The sequence below is a fragment of the Pseudomonas sp. ENNP23 genome (genome assembly GCF_001728945.1).
Taxonomy (GTDB): domain Bacteria; phylum Pseudomonadota; class Gammaproteobacteria; order Pseudomonadales; family Pseudomonadaceae; genus Metapseudomonas; species Metapseudomonas otitidis.
On the sequence record NZ_LYSP01000004.1, the window covers coordinates 154,902 to 173,713 of the forward strand.

The following is an 18,812-nucleotide window of genomic DNA, read 5'->3' on the forward strand; positions in this document are numbered from 1 at the left end:
GCGCCCTTCCCTATTCCAGCCGATCGAGGCTCGCCAGCAAGGCCGGCAGCACCTCGCCCGCCGGGCCGTGCAGGCACAGGTCGGCGTGGGCGCTGAGCGGCGTCGGCTGCAGGTTGATCTCCACCAGGTAGGCACCCTGGTGCCGGGCCAGGTAGGGCAGCTCCGCTGCCGGGTAGACCAGGCTGGAGGTGCCGATGCTGAGGAACAGGTCGGCCGCCTCGCTGGCCTGCGCCGCCCTGGCCAGCACGGGCGCCGGCAGGTTCTCGCCGAACCACACCACGGACGGGCGCAACAGCCCGCCGCACGCGCAATGCGGCACAGGCCCCACCTCCTCCGGCCATTCGCCGCCCTTGGCTCCACAGCGGAAGCAGTGCAACTGGTGGATGTTGCCGTGCAGCTCCAGCAATTCCGCGCTGCCGGCCCGGTCATGCAAGCCATCGACATTCTGAGTGATCAGCACCGTGCCTGGCAGGCGCAACTGCAGAGCGGCGATGGCCCGGTGAGCGGGGTTGGGCTGCGCCTCCAGGCAGCGCTCCCGGCGCCAGGCGTACCAGTCCCAGACCCGTTGCGGGTCCGCGCGGAAGCCATCAGGGCTGGCCAGTTGCTCGGGGTTGTAGCGCGCCCAGAGACCGGTCTGAGCCTCACGGAAGGTAGGTATCCCGCTCTCGGCAGACACCCCGGCTCCGGTGAAGATCACCAGGCGCTGGCTGCGGGCAAGGCGTTGGGTCAGTTCGGCGGGGATCGGCTGCATTCCGCGCACCTCGCTCAAAAGCGCCATTGTGCCCGCTTCGGTCAGACCAAAAAACGGCGTCAGTGACGCGGCGAGAACCCCGGAGGCTTGGTGGCCAGCCAATCGACGAAGGTGCGCAGGTCCGCATGGGTCATCAGTGCCTCGCGGGTGTTGTAGGTGAGCGCCAGCTCCTTCTCGGTGAACAGCCGGTGAATCTGGTTGTGGCAGGGCCGGCAGACCCAGAGGGTCGCGGTGATGCGCTCGCTGCGGTCGAAGCGCTTGCGCACGTAGGGCTTGTCGTGCAGGGCCTTGGGAATGAGGTGGTGGCGGGTCAGCAGCGTGGCACGCCGGCAGAGTTCACAGGCGTCGGGCTGGGGCGGCAGGCGGATGACCTCGGCCATGGCTCAGCACTTGCGGCACAGGGTCAGGCCGTCGCCCAGAGGCAGCAGGCTGATCTCCACCCGCGGGTCGTCCCGCAGGGCGCGGTTGAGCGCCTGGATGCCACGGGTGTCATCACTGTCAGGCTCGGCCTGCAGCACCCGGCCGCTCCACAGCACGTTGTCGAACAGCACCAGCCCGCCGCGGCGCACCAGGCGCAGGGCGTGCTCCAGGTAGCGCGGGTAGTTGGCCTTGTCGGCGTCGATGAAGACCAGGTCGAACGCCTCACCCCCTTCCTGTTCGAGTGCCTCCAGGCAGGTCAGGGCTTCGCCGGTGCGTAGCTGGATGCGCGCGTCGACACCGGCCTCGCGCCAGTAGCGCCGGGCAATGGTGTGGTAATTCCCCGCCCGGTCCAGGCAGACCACAAGACCGTCCTCGGGCAGCGCCTCAGCCATGACCAGCGCGCTGTAGCCGGTGTAGGTGCCGACCTCGAGAACACGCCGCGCGCCCAAGAGCCGCACCAGCAACGCCATGAACTGCCCCTGCTCGGGGGCGATCTGCCAGTTGGCCGTCGGCAGGGCAGCCGTTTCGGCACGCAGGCGCTCCAGCAGGGGCGACTCGCGCAGACTGACATCGAGGAGGTAACGGTGGAGGGCGTCGTCGAGGGTCAGGGTTCGGTTGGTCATGGCGGGACCGCAGTTAGCCGTCAGAGAGTGCGCGCCAGCCTCGGCTCCGCCAGCACACGCTTGGCATTGAGGTAACTCTTCTGCCAGTAGCGGTTGGACAGGCTGTCCAGGCGCACCGTTCCGCCGCTCGACGGCGCGTGGACGAAGCGCCCTTCGCCGACGTAGATGCCGGCATGGCTGACCTGGCCACCGCCGTTGGTGGCGAAGAACACCAGGTCACCGCTCTGCAACGCATCCTGCCCCACGTTGGGCGCCCGCATGGCGATCAGTTCACGGGTCGAACGCGGCAACTGGATGCCAGCGGCATCGCGGTACACGTAACCGATCAGGCCGCTGCAATCGAAACCGCTGTCAGGGGTGTTACCGCCGTAGCGGTAGGGCGTGCCCACCAGGCCCAGCGCGCGGAACAGCACGTCCTCGGCTTCGGGCGAAACCTGGGCATTGCTGAAGACGGGCGGAGTGTAGACGGGCTCGGGAGTCGGGGCGTGGCCGGAACAGGCAGCGAGGGTGGCAGCCAGGGCGATGAGGGAAAAACGGAGGAAGGCGCGCATGGCAAGTCAGTCCTGACTTGAGGTTTGCACGCTAATGTGCTGATCCAGTTCAAATAATGCAAGCAAAAAGCCATCGTTCAGCGCAACCCCAGCGACGACCGGCACCAGAACGCCCCAAACGAAACGGCCCGGACAATGTCCGGGCCGTCAGGGTGAAGCAGATCGATCAGCGGTGCAGCGGGTGGGTCGGCTGCGGAGAAGCCTGGGCGAGTACGCGCTTGGCTTCCATGTAGCTGGCGCTCCAGTAGCGATCATCCAGGCTGTCCACACGCACACCGCCGCTGCGGTGACTGGAGGAATGGATGAACTGGTCGTCGCCGATGTAGATGCCGGTATGGCTGACGCGGCCACGGCCACGGTTGTTGAAGAAGACGATATCGCCAGGCTTCAGCTCGTTGCGGGAAACCAGCGGGGCGTCGAGGTTGATCATTTCGCGGGTGGAGCGCGGCAGTTGAATGCCCGCCTCTTCCTTGAACAGGAAGCCGACGAAGCCGCTGCAATCGAAACCGGTCTTCTCGGAGCGGCCACCGAAACGGTAGGGCGTACCGATCAGTTCGAAGCCACGTTCCAGCAGGCCATCGGCCAGCGACGGCAGCTCGTAGGGCTCATCGTCAGTGAAATCTGCCAGTTCCTGGGCGGTCGGTTCTTCGACCTGGGGCTCCTGGATGGCGACCGATTGCGGCTTGGGCGAAACACCGGCGCAGGCGGTCAGCAATACAGCGAATGCGAGGGGCACGAGGGGTGCGAAGCGCTTGAGCATGGGCACGACCGTGTCGATTTTTGAAGAAGGCGCGACTATGCCCTCTATCAATCTGATTTGCAAATTTAATCGATCGAAATGTGACTCAGGAGTTCTTCAAGGACATCTAATGCGCGACCCTTGAGATGCACCTGCACAACGGGGGAGAGATCGGTGACGGCGGGGTTGATCTCCGCCGTGAAGCCGCCTTGCTGGCGAGTGCGCAGGACGGGCTCGGAAATGTACGGAAAGCCAGCCGTGGTGCCGACTGCAAGCACCGCATCGAAGCCCTGGCGCAGTTGCGCGTAGAGGGTGTCGACCGCCTGTTCCGGCAGCATTTCGCCGAACAGCACGACAGGGGGGCGGAGGATACCACCGCACCCGTCGCAACGGGGAGGCAATTCCCGTTCCAGGTACTGCGACACATGGTCACTCTCCCGGCCGCAGGACTGGCAGAACAGCGGCGCCATCTCCCCATGGATCTCGATCAGCCGCTCCGCCGGTGACCCCGCCTGGCGGTGATAACCATCGATGTTCTGGGTCAGCACCCAGCATTGGCGCTTGAGCGCCTGCAAGCGGGCGATGGCCCGGTGCCCTCCATTGGGGCGGGCCGCCAGGCAGGCGCGCCCCAGCAGGGCGAGGTACTTCCAGCACAGCGCCGGGTCGCGCTGCAGCATCGGCCCGGAGATGGCCTCCTCGATCGGAATGCCCTCCTCCGTCACGCCGTTGTAGAGCCCGCCCAGCCCGCGGTAGGTCGGCAGGCCGGAGTCGGCCGAAAGGCCCGCCCCCGTGATCACCAGGATGCGCTCGGCCCGCGACAGAGCCTCGGCGACGCGGCGGATTCGGCTGCTCAGGTCCATCGGCTGCACTCCCTGGCCTTGCGGCCTCGATCAATGGTTGACGGTATGCGCCAGCATCACCGAGAGCTGGCACAGCGGCCGGCCGCTCTCCTCGTGCCAGCGGTTGAACGCTGCCTGCACCAGGGCCAGGTCTTTCTGGCTGGTGGGGGCCTTGTCGATCACACCCTGGGCCTTCAGCGCCGCCACCATGTCGTCGGTGGGGATGAAGGTGTCCTTGCCGGCCATCCGCAGGAAGCGCGGCGCCGACAACCCGCCGAGCTGATTGCCGTGCTTGGCCAGGTACTTCCACAGGCCGACCACATCGGTCACCGGCCAGTCGGCGATCAGCGCCCCGAAGCTGCCCTTCTCCCGCACCACGTCCAGCACGAACTGGGCATTGCGCGGCACGCTCTTGAGCTTGCCCAGGTGGCGGATCAGCCGGGTGTCCTGCATCAACCGCTCCAGGTGCTCGGCGCTCATCAGCACCACCTTCTGCGGATCGAAGCCGAAGAACACCTCTTCGAACGCCGGCCACTTGGCATCCACCAGGCTGTGCTTGAGCCCGGCACGGAACACCCGCAGAGCCAGCAGCGACAGGTAGCGGTCATCGGGGATCGAGCGCAGCTCCGCGTCGGAGCGGGGCTGCGGCAGGCGCGCCTCCAGCGCTTCGGCCGAGCCGAAGCGGTTCAGGCAGTACGCGTGCAGCCAGCGATAGTCACGCATGCAGGCGCTCCGCTCAGAGGTTCACCAGGTCGAGGGTACGGGGCGTGGCGGTCTCGTCGATGCGCAGGTTGACGAAATCGAACAGGTTGCGGTCCGCCAGTTGCGACGGCACCACGTTCTGCAGGGCGCGGAACATGATCTCGGTACGCCCCGGCGACTTGCGCTCCCACTCGTTGAGCATCTCCTTCACCACCTGGCGCTGCAGGTTCTCCTGGGAGCCGCACAGGTTGCACGGGATGATCGGGAACGCCTTCAGCCGCGAGTAGGCCTCGATGTCCGCCTCGTTGCAGTAGGCCAGCGGGCGGATCACCACGTTGCGTCCGTCGTCGGCCAGCAGCTTCGGCGGCATCGCCTTCAGGGTGCCGCCATAGAACATGTTGAGGAAGAAGGTCTCCAGGATGTCGTCGCGGTGGTGCCCCAGCGCCATCTTGGTCGCCCCGATCTCATCGGCGTACGTATAAAGAGTGCCCCGGCGCAGGCGCGAGCACAGCGAGCAGGTGGTCTTGCCCTCCGGGATCTTCTCCTTCACCACCGAGTAGGTGTCCTTCTCGATGATGTGGTACGGCACGCCGATGGACTCCAGGTACTGCGGCAGCACGTGCTCGGGAAAGCCCGGCTGCTTCTGGTCCATGTTCACGGCGACGATCTCGAACTTGATCGGCGCGACCTTCTGCAGGTACAGCAGCACGTCCAGCATGGTGTAGCTGTCCTTGCCGCCGGACAGGCAGACCATCACCTTGTCGCCGTCCTCGATCATGTTGAAGTCGGCGATGGCCTCGCCGGCCTGGCGGCGGATGCGTTTCTGCAGCTTGTTCTGGTTGACCGAAAGGGTGCCCATGGTGCTCTGGAGTCCGGGTGCGATGCGAAAAGCTGGCCATTTTACGCACAAAGCACGCGCCGCCCCAGCCCCTCCAGAGCCCGGGCGACCACTTGCGGCCCCCATCGCATTCCGAGTGCAGTGCAACCTGCTAGGCTCGCCCGATGAATCACGACCTCGACCCCAACCAGGACCTCGCCGACCAGGTGCTCGACCTGCTGCGTGCCGCCCCCGACGGCCTCGGCGAATTCGAGCTGATCAAGCGGCTCAAGGCCGGCCACAGCACCCACATCCCCCAGCTCGGCCTGAACGACCACCTGGTGCTGTTCCGCACCCACTTCCTGCTGTTCAACGCCCTCTACCGCCTGCGCGACCGCCTGCTGGCCGAACGCAGCGGCTGGCTGGCCATAGGCGCCCTGCACATCCAGCTGCTGCCCTACCAGGCCGGCGAAGCCGCCCTGGAGGCGTCCGACCCGCTGCGCGCCTACTACCTGGACATGAACCAGTTGCGCGACACCACCGAGCGCGACGTCGACCGCCTGCTGGCCAGCTTCTGGACGCGCATGCAGGGCGGCGAAGAGAAGCGCGCCGCCCTGGAGCTGTTCGAGCTGGACACCGAGGCCCCGCTGGACCTCGCCGTGATCCGCCGCCGCTACCGGCAACTGGTCAGCCTGCACCACCCCGACCGGGGTGGCAGCACCAGCCGCCTGCAGTCGATCAACAAAGCGATGGAAATATTGCAACGCTATTACCACTGAGGGTTAAGCGCGATTTGCTCTAAAGCCCCGAGCAGCGGGGCCTCCAGCCTGCCCTATACTGCGACACAAGGTCGCAGGCCCAGCCCACTGGCAGGCCCGCACCCCGCGCCCCGAACAGGGGGCGGTCTCATAAAAAGAGAGGAGGTGTTCAGCATGATCCATCACGTCTGGGGGCTCTTCACCCATCCCGATCAGGAATGGCAGGACATTCGTGGCGAAGAAGAAAGCATCAGTCACATGTACCTCACCCACATCCTGATCCTCGCCGCCATCCCTGCAGTCTCCGCCTACATCGGCACCACCCAGGTCGGCTGGGCGATCGGCGACGGCGACCCTGTACTGCTCACACCCGCCAGCGCCCTGCAGATGACGGTGCTGTCCTACCTGGCCATGCTCGTCGGCGTCGCCGTCATGGGCGCCTTCATCCACTGGATGGCGCGCACCTACGACGCCTCGCCCACCCTCACCGAGTGCATCGTGTTCGCCGCCTACACCGCCACCCCGTTGTTCATCGGTGGCCTGGCCGCGCTCTACCCACACCTGTGGCTGGGCATGGTCATCGGCACTGCTGCCATCTGCTACACGGTGTACCTGCTGTACGTGGGCATACCGACCTTCATGAACATCCCCAAGGACGAAGGCTTCCTCTTCTCCAGCTCCGTGCTGGCGGTAGGCCTGGTGGTGCTGGTGGCCATGATTGCTGCCTCTGTCATCTTCTGGGGCATGGGCGTCGGCCCGGTCTACATTCGCTGACCCGTCCACCCCGACCAGGGCCACCGCAAGGTGGCCCTTCTGTTTTCGCCTCCCGGCACACCCGCCACTCGGCAGGAGAACGCAGCAGGCGTCCACCGCTTTGGGCATAATCGCCGCACTCTGGAGTGCCCCTTATGCCCGAGCAGTTACACGCCCGCGTCGAAGCCTGCTACCAGCAGGCAGAAGCCTTCTTCCAACGCCCGTTCCCCCGCCCCGAGGTCAGCTTCAAGCTGCGCGGCCAGAAGGCCGGTGTTGCCCACCTGACCGAAAACCGCCTGCGCTTCAACCTGCAGCTGTACCGGGAGAACCGCGAAGACTTCCTGCGCCAGACCGTCGCCCACGAAGTCGCCCATCTGGTCGCCCATCAATTGTTCGGCCCGCGCATCCAGCCCCATGGCGAGGAATGGCAACTGATCATGCGTGGCGTCTACGAACTGCCGCCCAACCGCTGCCACAGCTACGACGTGCAGCGCCGCACGGTGAACCGCTTCATCTACCTGTGCGCCTGCCCCGACGGCGAATTCCCCTTCTCGCCCCAGCGCCACGCCCTGGTCGGCAGAGGGCGCCGCTACTTCTGCCGGCGCTGCCGGGCCACCCTGCGCTTCAGCGGGGAGCAGCGGCAGGAATAGACCGCTGCCCTCAATACGGCAACGCCCCATCATCCGGCACCAGCCCCGACAGCCCCTCCACCTGCGCCCGGGTACTGGCCCGGTGCTGCAGCTTGTTGCGCGCGGCCTCGGGCAGATCGGTGAAACGCATCACCCCACGGTCCACCAGCACGTTCACCAGGTCCTCGATGACCCGTACAAGCTCCAGGTCCGAATGCTGCAGTGACAGCAGATGCTCGTGCAGCGAGCGGCTCGCCAGCCAACTGCGCACCTCCGGGTCGGCTTCCGGCACCCGGTGGGTCATCCCCGGGAAGGCCTCGTGCTCCACCCGCAGCACCCGGCCCCGTTCGTCTCGTTGTACGTAGACCATCGACTTCACCCTCAGGTCATGGAAGTGATATCCGCCGCCATGCGGCATTGCGACCTCGGACGTTGCAGGGGCATCCAATACCGAATCACTGATGTGTTCAGGGCCAAGCTGATTACCGAGTTCTGCGGGTATTTTTCGTTTCGCCCTCCCGGGCGAGTCCCTTTTCCAATCGCTGGATCGCCAGCCCGGTGAAAAGGAACCAAAAAACTTGCCCCTGCATACGAACTAGGCGTCCCCACCCGACTGCGTCGGGTTCCCTCGCTACATCGTCGCTCCAGGGGTACGGCGGGGTGCCGCCCACTCGACGGGCCATCCTTGGCCCGACAGCGCTCTCGCGACATCCATGTCGCTCACCCCCTTGACTCGCTTCGCTCGCCCTTCGGGCCAGCCTTCGGCTCTTACTCCGCTTCGCTGCGTTTCACGACGATTCCGCTCGGCCTCCTGAAGGGGCAGTGTCCCTGCCCCACTTTCACGGCCCCCAAAAGAGTCCAGTGTGCGCTTCGGGGAACGACTCCCTTTCTCAACGGAAAGCGGCAGGCTGATAGGGTGTAAGCGCGCGTCGGACTTGGCATCACGGCACGCGCCATTTGGCACTGCTGTAGGGTGAGGCGTAGGCGAGTTTATTGCGCGACGATTGGCACTTATCTAGTGCATGGACAATGGCGCTTGCCCTATCGCACTCAATCGCTCACGAGCCACCTTGTGATAATGAGCTGTCAGTTCGCAGCCGACCCACTGATAGCCTTCCAAAGCAGCCGCTACAAGCGTTGTTCCTGAGCCCGCGAAGGGGTCCAAGATTCGGCCGCCTGGCTCGCATATCTTGACGACCTGCCTCATTAGCTCAGTTGGCTTACCGGTCATGTGGTGTTTGTCAGCCTTCCTGACTGACTCTCTAATAACCCCCGGAAGAACGGGGGCCTTGCGATCAAGCGGCATTCCCCCCTTGCTTCCCCATACGATGTACTCAGCCTGAGCGCGGAATCTGCCGAGTTGAGGGCGCACACCTTCCGTTTTGTCCCACACGGCGATACCGCGCCACGAGAATCCTGCCGCTTGAAGCGCGTCAGTGGTGATTGGAAGCTGGCGCCAGTCGGAGAACAGGCAAACCGGCGCACCGTCTTTGAGCAGCCGCCAGCACTCCGATAGCCAGAGCGTCATCCAAAGCATGTGGGAACGCTGGTCTCGGTGGTCTCCTAAAAACTCCCTGTGCAGTGACTGGGAGCATCCTTGCTGATACTTCGATGACGGGACTTGCTGCCTTGCCCCGATGTGAAGACCACCGCTGGAGTAAGGAGGGTCTGTTACCAGCGCATCAAATGTTTCAGATGCCATACCTGACAGGACTTTTAGGGAGTCGCCCAGGATCAGGTCATTCGTTTGTACTTTCATTTCTCAGCCTTGCTTTAGCCGCTCTGGGCGGTCGGCTGGGAGGCTCTCGGCCTTCTGGTGGTTGAGTGTCCGGCAACGCGGACACTTGATCTGTAGGGTGTAGCTGCCGCTCGCGCGGGCTAGAAGGCGGCCGCAGCCGCCACAACGTATGTCAAACATCCTGCAAAAATGCCTTGTTTCGGGTAGGCTCCCCGGCGCTCGCGCGAGCGGGAGGGCCTAGGCTGGCTTGCAGGCTATCTCTGCGGGTTGGCGTCGGCCGTAGGTGTTCGCATCACCTGCGGCCGTCGCCCTCTCTTGGTTCTCTAAATGCTGTTAGCTCCAGTTCCCGCTGGCGTACCAGACACCCGTCCGGGGGTCGCAGCGGAATCGGGCGTGATGGCCGGGGGCACTCAGTTCGATGGGCCCGGCGGGGTACAGCGAGGCGCCGGCAGCGGGCTCGAAACGCCAGGTCCTGGCGTTGCCGGCCGTGACGGTCACCTCGACGAACAGGTCGGGATAGCCGCCCAGCTGGTTGATGCCGTTGTCGCTGTAAGCCGTGCGGACGGTGTCGTTGAAGCCTGCCGGCAGCTGGACGACCAGGGTGTCCGCCGTGGTGTCGTTCAGGTAGTGGTGCTGCTGGATCACCCGCTCGCTGATGGCAAACCCGCCGCCCGCGTAGCCGCACTCCATTTCATGCCAGGTCGCCCACCAGCCGCCCCACACGTCTGGAACCACCGTTCGGGACCGGGCCGTCATCGCGTCCACCCAGGGCGTGCCCAGCGGGTCGACTGCGCGGCGCCAGGCGTAGCCGGTAGCGGTTCGCTCCAGCACGTAGCGGCCACGCCCGGATGGCGGGGCCGGCGAGGCCTTGAGCGCACGCAGGGCAAAGGGGGCGGCGAGGCTGCCCATCAGTTGCAGCTCCACGCCACCCGGTCGCAGCAGGTCGGCGGCGCTGATGGTGCTACCGCTGCCACTCTCCCCGCCACTCTCCCCGCCGCCGGCCAGGTCGATGAGGATGGGCTGCGGGTGGAGGGTGACGGTCCCCTGGTCCTGCCCCGAGGTCAGGTAGCCCACCACCAGAATGGTGGCGACGCGCAGGTCCTCGGCCGTGGCGGGTGCCTCGCCGTCGGGGCCGCGCCCGTTCAGGTAGGCCGCGCCCACGGTGACCGCGAATGACTGCTCGCCGCCGCCCAGCAGGCAGACCGGGGCGCCGACCCAATCGTCCAGCGTCCCGGCCGGCAATGCGGCGGTGTTGGCCTTGAGGTCCGCCAGGGTGCAGGTGCCGCCCACCAGCACCTGGACAGGGGCGCCGCCGGCCGCGCCGGCTGTGAGCACCCGCCCGACCAGGTAGCCGGGCAACAGGCCCATGCTGCTGCCGATGTCTTCCTCCAGGAGGTACGCATAGCGGTCGGTCTGGCCGGGGGTGTTGGTGTCGCCGCCGACCGGGTACAGCCCCACCAGTTCGCCGCCTGCGGTGGTCTCGCTGCCGCCCCACAGGGCGGTGATGGTGTAGGCGCTGGATGATCCGCCGCCTCCGGCTGCGGCCGCGTCCAGGAGGGCCTGAGCGGTGCCGGCGGTCCAGCGTGCATAGACACGGGTGCCCGCTGGCCAGGCCCTGGCGGTGGTGCCTTCCTGGCCGCGTTGCAGGGTGATGGCGCTACCGGCAACGGCCACCGCCTTGACGATCTCGCCGCTGTCGTCGTCGCTGGCGTCTTCTTGGCACAGCGTCAGTACGTAGTAGCCGCCGGCCAGGCTGCCCAGGGCGGCGGCCTTGGCCGGCTCCACGGTCATGCTCTCGGCGCTGGCGTCCAGCTCAGCCACCAGCTTGGTGGCCCAATTGTTGATGAACTTCGGTTTCATGCGGGATGACTCCTAGATGTAGACGACGGGCTCCAGCTCGCCGAGGACGTAGTGGCCGGTGAACGGATCAATGGCCCCGTACAGCGATGGGGGTCTGCCCTCGGTGGGATTGGGATACGGGAGATCCCGGCGCACCTGGTCGACGCCGCCGGGGTAGGCGGTGAAGTTGTAACGGTGGCGCTCGCGCGTCGTGTTGATGACTCCAAACGCCTCCAGCAGGCATACCAGGTGGTTACTCCACCAGTGCGCCCAGCACTGCCAGCTGTAGGTTTTGGAGGGCGCGCGCATGGGCAGGGTGAAGACCCGGCGGGCGGCATCGAGCAGCCATTTTTCCGGGTTGCCTTCACCGAAGCGGCCTTGCTCGTCGATGGACAGGTTGTCGCCGCTCGGCCCGTAGTAGCCGCCCAGCTCCAAGCCCAGCCCGCCGACGACGTCCTCGGCCTGGTCGATGGTCTCGCCGTCGATGCTCAGCGCCCAGCGCTGCCGCAACTCGGCTACCTGGGGGCCGGGGCGGCCGTAGCCGCCGGGCAGGAAGCCCACCGCTCCGGTGGCGTCCATGGTCAGCTCGTTGTCGTAGGTGAAACGTAACGTCCGGCGGTCGCGCTCGACGCCGCCGACCCGCAGCACGTAGACCAGCTCCTCGACCATGCTAGACGCGACCCGGCCGTTAAACTGGAACGTGCCGTGCTCGATGGTGTACTGCCCCGTAAACCCGCAGCTGCCCGTTTCCTGGGACAGGGCCTGTTCGCGCAGCTCCACAAACGGGGTCAGCGCCGTGGCGGTGCCGTTCATGTCGAACCCCGCCACCTGGCGATACTCCAGGTCGAGGGTCACGGGTTGGAGGGCGCCGTTTTCGTACCAGTAGCCCAGGGCGTACCCGTGGACCGTGGCGCTGCGGCTGCCCTGCATAATGGTGACGCCCGGAGTGTTGAGCGATGGGATGCCGTTGGCGTCGAGGAACATATCGCCGCCCTCGCAGCGCAGTTCCCATGAATCACACGGCCCACCGGACGGCACCCAGCGCGTGGTCTTGGGGAACCGCCAACCCCATACGCCACTGAACACCGTCATGTTGTCGATGGTTTCAGTCCGGGCGGCCTGCTCGTAGCCACTGAGCCGGCGCAGGCTGGCGCGGAATGGCCTGGCCTGGCCATCGCCCTCGATGAGCAGTTCGGCAAAGGGGCCTCGGGGCTGCATGAAAAGAAATCGCTCGGAGCCCTGCGACCAGCCCAGCACGGCGCGCGAGCCGTCTTCGGTGATGTCCCACACCGTCATGCCGCTAAAGGGCTTGTCGGCGGTGTAGCCCTCCAGGGTCACCGGCACGTCGTGGGCGGGCTCGTCGTCCTCGCCGAAGCGCCCGAACGGGGCCAGGTTGAGGGGGCCGTTCAGGGTTTGGCCGTCATCACTGCCGGTATCCCCCAAGGCGGCCAGCCAGGTGCGCCCGACGCCACGGGTGTACAGCAGGCTCCCCCGCATGCCCTTCCAACCCCAGATCCTCAGCAAACGGCCGCCCTCGGCACCCAGGACCAGCGCCGCCGCGTTGCGCCACTGGTAGCCCAGGGCCGTATCCGAGGCGGCCTCGTCGGGGGTACGGGTCACCTCGGGCACGCCGGGCACCCGGACCAGCACGCTGCCGATGGCGCCATCGGCGAAGAACCGGTTCTTGATGGTCCGGCCGTTCGGCAAGGTCAGTTGCCAGCCCCGTACCAAGCCGTGGTAAGGGCAGCCCCAGACGGGCGCGGTCATGGCGTCACCGCCGAGATGTCCGCCAGTTGGACCTCGACTCGCTCGCCGTTGGCGTCCTTCAACACCAGGGTCTTGATGGCGGGCAGGACGAGCAGGGCATCGGTGCTGGCGTACCCGTTGGGCCACCAGGCACGCTGCTTGGCGTCGGGCTCCACCAGCGGGCCGGCGATGCCGCCGCCACCGGTCTTGGGCTTGGTGTAGGCAACGCTCACGCGCTTGCCTGTGAGGGCGCCGCGCGGCTCCAGGGGGCCCAGGCCATTGCGGCCATCGTTGCCGGCCAGGGCGCGCAGTGTGCGCAGAAGGTCCGAATCGCTCATAGGGCCTCGGTCACAAGTTCGTCAGTGGGAATGTCGATCAGGTAAAGGGCAATCGCCTCGCCGTCGCTGGGGTCGCGGTAGGCGGCCTCGATGTCAGGGGTGGTGATCTGCAACCGCCGGGGGCACTGCTCGGAGCCCGGCAGGATCACGGAGTAATTCCCCGCGAACCCGTCCAGTTCCTCCCGGTAGGGCGGGCTCTGGGTGTCGCCGCCCAACTGGGTGGCCAGCACGGTGACGGCCGGCGGCGCGGCGCCCAGGTCGAAGTGGGGCCGGGCTGGCGGGACCAGGGGGCTGCCCTGGATGGCATTGCCGCCCCGGCTGATGGCGATTTCGAGCGTCGCGATCTCCGACCCGGCGTCGATGTTCCACTCCTCCTGGACGCGGGCCAGGCGGCCCTGGGCGCGTGTGCCCATGGCCTCGACGCGTACCGTATGGACGGTGTCGAACACGTCATCCGTTATCGGTGTGCCAAATACGACGCGCGTGCGGCGGTGGCTGTCGAGGATCTCGACCCACTCGCGGGACAGGGCGGTACTCAGTACGTCCTGCCGGCGGCTGCCGTCGTCCTTGTCGATGATCCAGTCGCCCAGGTCGTCCTGGATGGCGTCGGCCGGGCGGGTGTTGGCGGGCAGGGTTTCCCAGCTGCGGCTGTCGTACTCGACGTCATCGCTGTACCGCTCACGGGCTGGCCGTTCACCGAATGCCGCGACGCTGCCGGCAGCCTTCAGGGTGAAGGTGTATTTCTCGGTGAGGGTCTGCGCGGTCCTGCGCGCCACGGACACGCCAAACGACAGCATGTGCGGGTCGTCGGTGAATGCGTTGTACCAGGCCCCGCCCATGCCGCACGGGTTGATCAGATCGGGCGGCAGGTCGGTGCTGCTCCAGGTGCCGACGACGTCCCAGTCCGCCTGCTCCAGGGCCTCGGTCAGCATGGTATGGGTCGGCAGTTCGTAGGTCCGCACGTACCAGGCGCAGAAGTTGCCGGTGGGGCTCGACCATTCGTAGCGGTGCTCGCGGTGGCGTAGCCGGGTGAACCGGTACTCGACCACCACCTCGGCCTGGTTGACCAACTGCGACGCGTCGGCGGGCTGGACATCGAGCGAGCCATCGATCACGGCGTTGGCCGGGAACACGAAGTGCGGCACGGCCGCTGCCGCCCAGGGCGTAACGCGCAGGGTGCCGTCGGGGGCGCAGTCCAGGTGCTGGGGGCGGGTTGATGCCCGGTCCTGGGCGTACTGCCAGTGGCTGGAGAACTCGCCGAATACCCCGGCCGCCCAGGTGCCTGGCACCAGGGCATCGATCTGCTCTCGCGTCATCAGCTCCACGCGGTTCTGCAGGTCACAACTGGCGGTAATGGTCAGCACCCCGGATGCCGGGTTGTAGCGCGGGCGCAGGGTGACGCCGACGAAACGCAGTTGCTCGGCCACCACGACCGCCCCCTCCAGGCGCTGCCGCCACAGGCTGGCCGGCTTGCCGGTGAGTGCGTCCAGGTCGACCGGGCCAGCTTCGGGCACCAGGTTGAGCGTCAGCACGCGGGCCGCGCCGGCCTCCCGGTCGATGGTGACGGAGCCCGTCAGCCGGTTGGACAGGTCCAGGCCGTTGATCACCAGGCGCAGGCGCCAGCGGGTGCTGTCGGCCGGCCTGATGATGACCGGCGCGCGCCCTTTGCGGCCGCTGCCATTGAGCACGCCGCTGTTGAGTGTCGCGGAGTTCAACAGCATCAGCGTTCCCTCGCTTCGAACGACCAGTCATAGGTCCCGCGCGTCTCGTCAAACTCGCTGCTGGGGCCGTTGGTGTAGACCGTGAAGCGCGGCAGCCAGAACACCCGGTACTGGCGGGCGCCCGGCACCGGGGCCACGGTGGCCACCCGGTCCTGGACGGTTACCGGCGCATCGCGCCAGTTGCCGTCTACCCAGGCCCAGGCCCAGGGCTCGACGTCGGGCCGGCGTGCTGCCTCCGGCGGCAGCTCGAACACGTTCGATGCGCCCCACGCGGACAGCGGCTGGATGCACCACAGCTCCATGGGCTGGGAATAATCCAGGTAGGCGCACGGCGGATCGATGTAGCCCGTGCCGCTGGTGTTGATGACCATCCGGCGCCAATGGGTCTGCTTGATGAGCAGGCCGTCGGCCATGCGCAGCTCGGTGCTGCCGCCGTCGACCGGGGCATAGCTCTGACGGACTGGGCCGTCATCCTTGGTCAGCACGATGCCGCCGAGGATCAGGGGGGTTACGTCATTCATCGCTTGCTTCCCAGGTACTTGGTGCGGACGCGCTCCAGGTCCTCCTGGAAGCGGGCCACCTCAGATGGCGGCCCCTCCAGGGCGTAGGAGCCGCCCCAGGGCATGGCGAGGTTGAGGGGTTGGCGCTCGCCCATTCGGCCGAAGCTCTCGGGCAGTTGCGGAATCATTGGCACCAGGGCGGCACGGCTGGCGGGCAACTCGCCCGTGCGGTTCATGTATTCCAGGTTGGAGGCGCCCAGGCGCAGGGCCGCACGCGCTTGGAGCACGAACTCATTGCGCGAGCCGAGCATGGAAATACTGTCGCTGGTGGGCGAGCCCGGCCCGTCGATCCAGCCGCCAGCAGCGCGCTTGACCGGCGCGGGGGCCATGATCTCGCCCGCGCTCTTGTTGGCGGCCTCCTGGGCCTTGCCGTCGGCGCCCACGTAGTTGACCGGGATGGTCATGTACTTTTTCATGCGCTCGGCCAGCGCCACGGCCTGGGCTTCCAGGGCGGCCGCCGACTGCTCAAACCCGTTGAACTGGATGTCTATCCGCTTGAACGCTTCAGCCTTGGCCAGCAGGTCGTCCATGGTTGCTTTGATGCTATCGACCGAGGCCTGGGCGTTGGCGCGCTCGGCGTCTGCTTTGACCTCGTCGAGTCGCGCGGCCTGGTCGGCGATCTGCCCCAGCTCCTTGGCGATCCCCGAATAGCCGTAGGTGTTGGCGCCGGCTTCCTTCAGCTCGCGCAATACTGCCGCCGCCTGGCGGGTCTTGCGCAGTGCGTCGGCGGAGTTGCCTTCCTGGACGTCCCGGCGTGCATCAGCTTTCAGCTTGGTGACGTCGGCCAGCGTGGCCGGTCCCTTCTTCTCGGGGGCGGCCAGGTCCTGGGCGAGCTGGGCGAATTCCTTGTTCACCTCGACGCGTTTCTTAATCGCCTCGGCCGCCGCCTTGTTGGCGGCCTCCAGCTTCTTGTTGGCCTCTTCGTAGAGCAGCAGCTCGGCCGCCAGGCTCTTCTGGATTTGGGCCCGCTGGTCGTTCTTGATCTTGGCCAGGGCTTCGCGGTGGCGCGTCTCGGCACCCTCGCGGGCGCGCTGGGCGTCCTCGATGTCGGTCTGAGCTTTGCGGAACTCACTGGCGCGGCGCTGGGCCGCCAGGGCTTCCTGGGAGACGGCTGCTGCCGGACCGTTCTTCTCCATGTCGTCCCGGCTCTGAAGCTCAGCCACTTTGCGGTAATGGTTCTCGGCCAGGCGCAGGCGCTCGATGTAGGCCTTCTTCTCTTTCTCGTTCAGCTTGGCCACGGCGTTGGCCGGCAGGATCACCGCGTCGGCGTATTTCGCAGTGGTGGTGATGGTTTCGTTCAAGGAGTTGCGGTAGTCGATCTGGTCCTGCCGCAACTGCATGGCGCGGTTGTGCAGCTCCCACAGCTCAGCCACGTTGCCCGCCGACCAGGTCACCACGCCCAGGGCCAGGGTGCCCTTGAGCAGGCGGAACGCGTCGGCCAGGTTGTTGACCTGCGGGAGCAGGTTGCGCGCGGTGCCGGCGAAACTCTCCAGGCCGGCGGAGGCTGCGCCCGCTGCACCAGGTGCCTGGGAGAGGTGGCCGCGCAGTAGCATCAGGGGGTTGGCGAGGGAGACCAGCGTAGTACGTAGCGCTACAAGCCCGGCCGAAAAGGCAACGAACATTGCGATGCCCGACTTGACGGGTTGTGGCAGGGCGTTGAATGACTGGAGTACGCCGGTAAGGCCATTTACCACCGGGAGAAACGCGGTAGCGGTCTCTCCAAGACTCAGCTTCAGCTCACCCACCGCTGAGTTGAACCTGTCGAGGTCGGCCTGGGGGGTGTTGGACATCTTGGCATAGGCCGCATCCATGGCCCCGCTGGCGCCGCGCATCGCCGCAACTTCGCTATTCAGCGCGCCGATGTCCTGGGTCAGGGACAGTACGGCGGTACGGGCCTCGACGTCGGGGATGATTTCCCGCATCGCTTCCAGGCCCAGCTTGCGGGCGGCGATGTCCTGGAGCGTGCCAGACAACCCGCGCCACTTGATGCCCAGCTCGTCCAGCTTTTTCTGGGCCTCGGGGGTCGGCGCGGCCAGGGCGTTGATGGCGCCTTTCAGCGCAGTAGTGGCTTGCGGGGTGCGGATGCCGGCGATGGTCATGCGGGCGATGGCGGCCGACACCTCGTCGAACCCGACCCCGGCGGCCTTCGCAGTCGGCAGCACGTCGCCGATGAAGTTCGCCAGCTCGGGGAATGTGGTCACGCCGTCGCGCACGGCCAGGAACATCTGGTCATAGCGCAGCCCCAGGTTCTCGATGCCCTCGCCGTAGGCGTTGACCACGGCCAGACCGCCACGGGCGGCGGTGGCGGTATCGGTGACGCCCGCCACCGCTGCCTTGGTGGACAGGGCCAGGGTACTGATGCCGTCTTTCTCGTCGACGCCGGACGACAGAATGTCGTTGAGGGCGGCGGCCGACTCGGCCGCGTCTTTGCCCATGTTGACGCTGAGCTGCCGCACCTCCTGGGACAACTGGGCGAACCGCTCGCGGCTCAGGTCGGTGATGGAATCTACGGCCGCCATCTGCTGGCCGAACTTCGCATAGAAGCCCAAGACGTTGGAGCCTCCGTAGGCAAGCGCGCCCATGGATGCGGCGGCGACGCCGGCCTGCATGCGGACTTCGCCCAGGGACTTGGCCCAGCCATTGGTGCCCGTCTTCAGCTCGGCGACACGCTCGCGCAGGCGGACCTTGGCCTGGAGCAATTCGCCCGTGGTCAGGGTGCCGCTGTTGCGCAGGAGCTGATACTGCTGGGTCAGCCCGTTGATTTCCTGGCGGATGTCGGCGTGGGGGCGCACGTTGAGGGCGGCGCGGGCCCCGGCGATGCGTTCGGCCTGGGCTGATGCCCGGCCCTGGGTGGCATCCAGCTCGGCCGCCAGGCGCTTCTGCTCAGCGGCCAGGCGGGTGGTGTCGACGCCGGCACTGCGCAGGGCCTGGCTCAGCTCGGCCAGCTCCAGGCGCTGCCCGGCAATGCTGCGTTGCAATGCATCGGCCTGCTGGCTGGCGGCGCGGTAGGCCTGGATTTGTGCCCGCGTGGGGCGTTCCGCCGCCAGCATCTCGCTGGCCAGATCGGATAGATGGCGGCGCGTCGCATTGAGCTGGCGCTCGTTGTCGACTAGGCTAGTTTCCAGCTCGCGCAGGGAAGCGATGCGCCCAAGTGGTTGGCGCAGCTGGTTGATCAGTGCTTTATAGCCCGCCTGGAACTGCTGCAACGTGTTGCGGCCCTGGCTGGCATCAACGGATATTGAGAGGCGAACATCGGTCATGAAGATTTACCAAATTGCTATCGTCCTA

The 18,812-nt window shown here is 66.6% G+C and carries 20 protein-coding genes; 3 read left to right on the forward strand and 17 right to left on the reverse strand.

Annotated features, from left to right (window positions below; all coding sequences use genetic code 11):
- Positions 1 to 10: 10 nt before the first annotated feature.
- The 8 genes from A9G05_RS04000 to ttcA form a co-directional block, all read right to left on the reverse strand.
- On the reverse strand, positions 11 to 751 hold the full coding sequence (locus A9G05_RS04000; protein WP_069559739.1) for an NAD-dependent deacylase: 741 nt from the start codon (positions 749 to 751) through the stop codon (positions 11 to 13).
- Positions 752 to 810: 59 nt separating this feature from the next.
- Entirely contained in the window at positions 811 to 1,131 is a 321-nt protein-coding gene (locus tag A9G05_RS04005) for a hypothetical protein (protein ID WP_069559740.1), read from the reverse strand.
- Positions 1,132 to 1,134: 3 nt separating this feature from the next.
- On the reverse strand, positions 1,135 to 1,794 hold the full coding sequence (locus A9G05_RS04010; RefSeq protein WP_069559741.1) for an O-methyltransferase: 660 nt from the start codon (positions 1,792 to 1,794) through the stop codon (positions 1,135 to 1,137).
- Between the two features lie 20 nt (positions 1,795 to 1,814).
- Positions 1,815 to 2,345 carry a C40 family peptidase gene (locus A9G05_RS04015; RefSeq protein WP_069559742.1) on the reverse strand — a complete coding sequence of 177 codons (531 nt, stop codon included), beginning with the start codon at positions 2,343 to 2,345 and terminating at the stop codon, positions 1,815 to 1,817.
- Between the two features lie 166 nt (positions 2,346 to 2,511).
- Positions 2,512 to 3,105: a C40 family peptidase gene (locus tag A9G05_RS04020; RefSeq protein ID WP_069559743.1), complete on the reverse strand. Its 594-nt coding sequence runs from the start codon at positions 3,103 to 3,105 to the stop codon at positions 2,512 to 2,514.
- A 65-nt stretch (positions 3,106 to 3,170) separates the two neighbouring features.
- Positions 3,171 to 3,944: an NAD-dependent deacylase gene (locus A9G05_RS04025; protein ID WP_069559744.1), complete on the reverse strand. Its 774-nt coding sequence runs from the start codon at positions 3,942 to 3,944 to the stop codon at positions 3,171 to 3,173.
- Between the two features lie 30 nt (positions 3,945 to 3,974).
- Positions 3,975 to 4,646, reverse strand: a complete 672-nt coding sequence (locus tag A9G05_RS04030; protein ID WP_069559745.1) for a DNA-3-methyladenine glycosylase I — start codon at positions 4,644 to 4,646, stop codon at positions 3,975 to 3,977.
- Positions 4,647 to 4,659: 13 nt separating this feature from the next.
- On the reverse strand, positions 4,660 to 5,484 hold the full coding sequence (gene ttcA, locus A9G05_RS04035) for a tRNA 2-thiocytidine(32) synthetase TtcA (protein WP_069559746.1): 825 nt from the start codon (positions 5,482 to 5,484) through the stop codon (positions 4,660 to 4,662).
- 143 nt (positions 5,485 to 5,627) lie between these two features.
- Between ttcA and A9G05_RS04040 the strand changes: the two genes are divergently transcribed.
- The 3 genes from A9G05_RS04040 to A9G05_RS04050 all read left to right on the forward strand — a co-directional run bounded on the left by A9G05_RS04040 (position 5,628) and on the right by A9G05_RS04050 (position 7,603).
- Positions 5,628 to 6,221 (forward strand): DNA-J related domain-containing protein, encoded by a 594-nt coding sequence (locus A9G05_RS04040; protein ID WP_069559747.1) that lies wholly within the window; start codon positions 5,628 to 5,630, stop codon positions 6,219 to 6,221.
- 153 nt (positions 6,222 to 6,374) lie between these two features.
- Positions 6,375 to 6,974, forward strand: a complete 600-nt coding sequence (locus A9G05_RS04045; RefSeq protein ID WP_069559793.1) for a Yip1 family protein — start codon at positions 6,375 to 6,377, stop codon at positions 6,972 to 6,974.
- A gap of 134 nt (positions 6,975 to 7,108) precedes the next feature.
- Positions 7,109 to 7,603 (forward strand): SprT family zinc-dependent metalloprotease, encoded by a 495-nt coding sequence (locus A9G05_RS04050; RefSeq protein WP_069559748.1) that lies wholly within the window; start codon positions 7,109 to 7,111, stop codon positions 7,601 to 7,603.
- A gap of 10 nt (positions 7,604 to 7,613) precedes the next feature.
- Here the strand turns inward: A9G05_RS04050 and A9G05_RS04055 are convergent, their stop codons facing one another.
- The 9 genes from A9G05_RS04055 to A9G05_RS04090 form a co-directional block, all read right to left on the reverse strand.
- The gene (locus A9G05_RS04055) at positions 7,614 to 7,952 is read right to left on the reverse strand and encodes a tryptophan synthase subunit beta (protein WP_069559749.1); all 339 of its coding nucleotides are present in this window, start codon (positions 7,950 to 7,952) and stop codon (positions 7,614 to 7,616) included.
- 645 nt (positions 7,953 to 8,597) lie between these two features.
- Positions 8,598 to 9,341 (reverse strand): site-specific DNA-methyltransferase, encoded by a 744-nt coding sequence (locus A9G05_RS04060; RefSeq protein ID WP_069559750.1) that lies wholly within the window; start codon positions 9,339 to 9,341, stop codon positions 8,598 to 8,600.
- Positions 9,342 to 9,344: 3 nt separating this feature from the next.
- Positions 9,345 to 9,500, reverse strand: coding sequence for a Com family DNA-binding transcriptional regulator (locus tag A9G05_RS26365; RefSeq protein ID WP_083272487.1), 156 nt, complete (start codon positions 9,498 to 9,500; stop codon positions 9,345 to 9,347).
- 153 nt (positions 9,501 to 9,653) lie between these two features.
- Positions 9,654 to 11,180 (reverse strand): hypothetical protein, encoded by a 1,527-nt coding sequence (locus A9G05_RS04065; RefSeq protein ID WP_069559751.1) that lies wholly within the window; start codon positions 11,178 to 11,180, stop codon positions 9,654 to 9,656.
- A gap of 12 nt (positions 11,181 to 11,192) precedes the next feature.
- A complete protein-coding gene (locus tag A9G05_RS04070; RefSeq protein ID WP_069559752.1) occupies positions 11,193 to 12,926 on the reverse strand; it encodes a hypothetical protein in 1,734 nt (577 codons plus the stop codon).
- Positions 12,923 to 13,243: a hypothetical protein gene (locus A9G05_RS04075; protein WP_069559753.1), complete on the reverse strand. Its 321-nt coding sequence runs from the start codon at positions 13,241 to 13,243 to the stop codon at positions 12,923 to 12,925. Before A9G05_RS04075 ends, A9G05_RS04070 begins: the two co-directional genes overlap by 4 nt.
- Positions 13,240 to 14,964 carry a hypothetical protein gene (locus A9G05_RS04080; protein WP_069559754.1) on the reverse strand — a complete coding sequence of 575 codons (1,725 nt, stop codon included), beginning with the start codon at positions 14,962 to 14,964 and terminating at the stop codon, positions 13,240 to 13,242. Before A9G05_RS04080 ends, A9G05_RS04075 begins: the two co-directional genes overlap by 4 nt.
- Positions 14,964 to 15,485 carry a hypothetical protein gene (locus A9G05_RS04085; RefSeq protein WP_069559755.1) on the reverse strand — a complete coding sequence of 174 codons (522 nt, stop codon included), beginning with the start codon at positions 15,483 to 15,485 and terminating at the stop codon, positions 14,964 to 14,966. The genes A9G05_RS04080 and A9G05_RS04085 overlap by 1 nt, the downstream gene beginning before the upstream one ends.
- On the reverse strand, positions 15,482 to 18,784 hold the full coding sequence (locus A9G05_RS04090) for a phage tail tape measure protein (RefSeq protein ID WP_069559756.1): 3,303 nt from the start codon (positions 18,782 to 18,784) through the stop codon (positions 15,482 to 15,484). Before A9G05_RS04090 ends, A9G05_RS04085 begins: the two co-directional genes overlap by 4 nt.
- Between the last annotated feature and the right edge of the window lie 28 nt (positions 18,785 to 18,812).

Bases quoted from the DNA above. Each gene is read 5' to 3' on its own strand.
- A9G05_RS04000 (WP_069559739.1), bottom strand. From the start codon at position 751: ATGCAGCCGATCCCCGCCGAACTGACCCAACGCCTTGCCCGCAGCCAG.
- A9G05_RS04005 (WP_069559740.1), bottom strand. From the start codon at position 1,131: ATGGCCGAGGTCATCCGCCTGCCGCCCCAGCCCGACGCCTGTGAACTC.
- A9G05_RS04010 (WP_069559741.1), bottom strand. From the start codon at position 1,794: ATGACCAACCGAACCCTGACCCTCGACGACGCCCTCCACCGTTACCTC.
- A9G05_RS04015 (WP_069559742.1), bottom strand. From the start codon at position 2,345: ATGCGCGCCTTCCTCCGTTTTTCCCTCATCGCCCTGGCTGCCACCCTC.
- A9G05_RS04020 (WP_069559743.1), bottom strand. From the start codon at position 3,105: ATGCTCAAGCGCTTCGCACCCCTCGTGCCCCTCGCATTCGCTGTATTG.
- A9G05_RS04025 (WP_069559744.1), bottom strand. From the start codon at position 3,944: ATGGACCTGAGCAGCCGAATCCGCCGCGTCGCCGAGGCTCTGTCGCGG.
- A9G05_RS04030 (WP_069559745.1), bottom strand. From the start codon at position 4,646: ATGCGTGACTATCGCTGGCTGCACGCGTACTGCCTGAACCGCTTCGGC.
- ttcA (WP_069559746.1), bottom strand. From the start codon at position 5,484: ATGGGCACCCTTTCGGTCAACCAGAACAAGCTGCAGAAACGCATCCGC.
- A9G05_RS04040 (WP_069559747.1), top strand. From the start codon at position 5,628: ATGAATCACGACCTCGACCCCAACCAGGACCTCGCCGACCAGGTGCTC.
- A9G05_RS04045 (WP_069559793.1), top strand. From the start codon at position 6,375: ATGATCCATCACGTCTGGGGGCTCTTCACCCATCCCGATCAGGAATGG.
- A9G05_RS04050 (WP_069559748.1), top strand. From the start codon at position 7,109: ATGCCCGAGCAGTTACACGCCCGCGTCGAAGCCTGCTACCAGCAGGCA.
- A9G05_RS04055 (WP_069559749.1), bottom strand. From the start codon at position 7,952: ATGGTCTACGTACAACGAGACGAACGGGGCCGGGTGCTGCGGGTGGAG.
- A9G05_RS04060 (WP_069559750.1), bottom strand. From the start codon at position 9,341: ATGAAAGTACAAACGAATGACCTGATCCTGGGCGACTCCCTAAAAGTC.
- A9G05_RS26365 (WP_083272487.1), bottom strand. From the start codon at position 9,500: ATGTTTGACATACGTTGTGGCGGCTGCGGCCGCCTTCTAGCCCGCGCG.
- A9G05_RS04065 (WP_069559751.1), bottom strand. From the start codon at position 11,180: ATGAAACCGAAGTTCATCAACAATTGGGCCACCAAGCTGGTGGCTGAG.
- A9G05_RS04070 (WP_069559752.1), bottom strand. From the start codon at position 12,926: ATGACCGCGCCCGTCTGGGGCTGCCCTTACCACGGCTTGGTACGGGGC.
- A9G05_RS04075 (WP_069559753.1), bottom strand. From the start codon at position 13,243: ATGAGCGATTCGGACCTTCTGCGCACACTGCGCGCCCTGGCCGGCAAC.
- A9G05_RS04080 (WP_069559754.1), bottom strand. From the start codon at position 14,964: ATGCTGTTGAACTCCGCGACACTCAACAGCGGCGTGCTCAATGGCAGC.
- A9G05_RS04085 (WP_069559755.1), bottom strand. From the start codon at position 15,485: ATGAATGACGTAACCCCCCTGATCCTCGGCGGCATCGTGCTGACCAAG.
- A9G05_RS04090 (WP_069559756.1), bottom strand. From the start codon at position 18,784: ATGACCGATGTTCGCCTCTCAATATCCGTTGATGCCAGCCAGGGCCGC.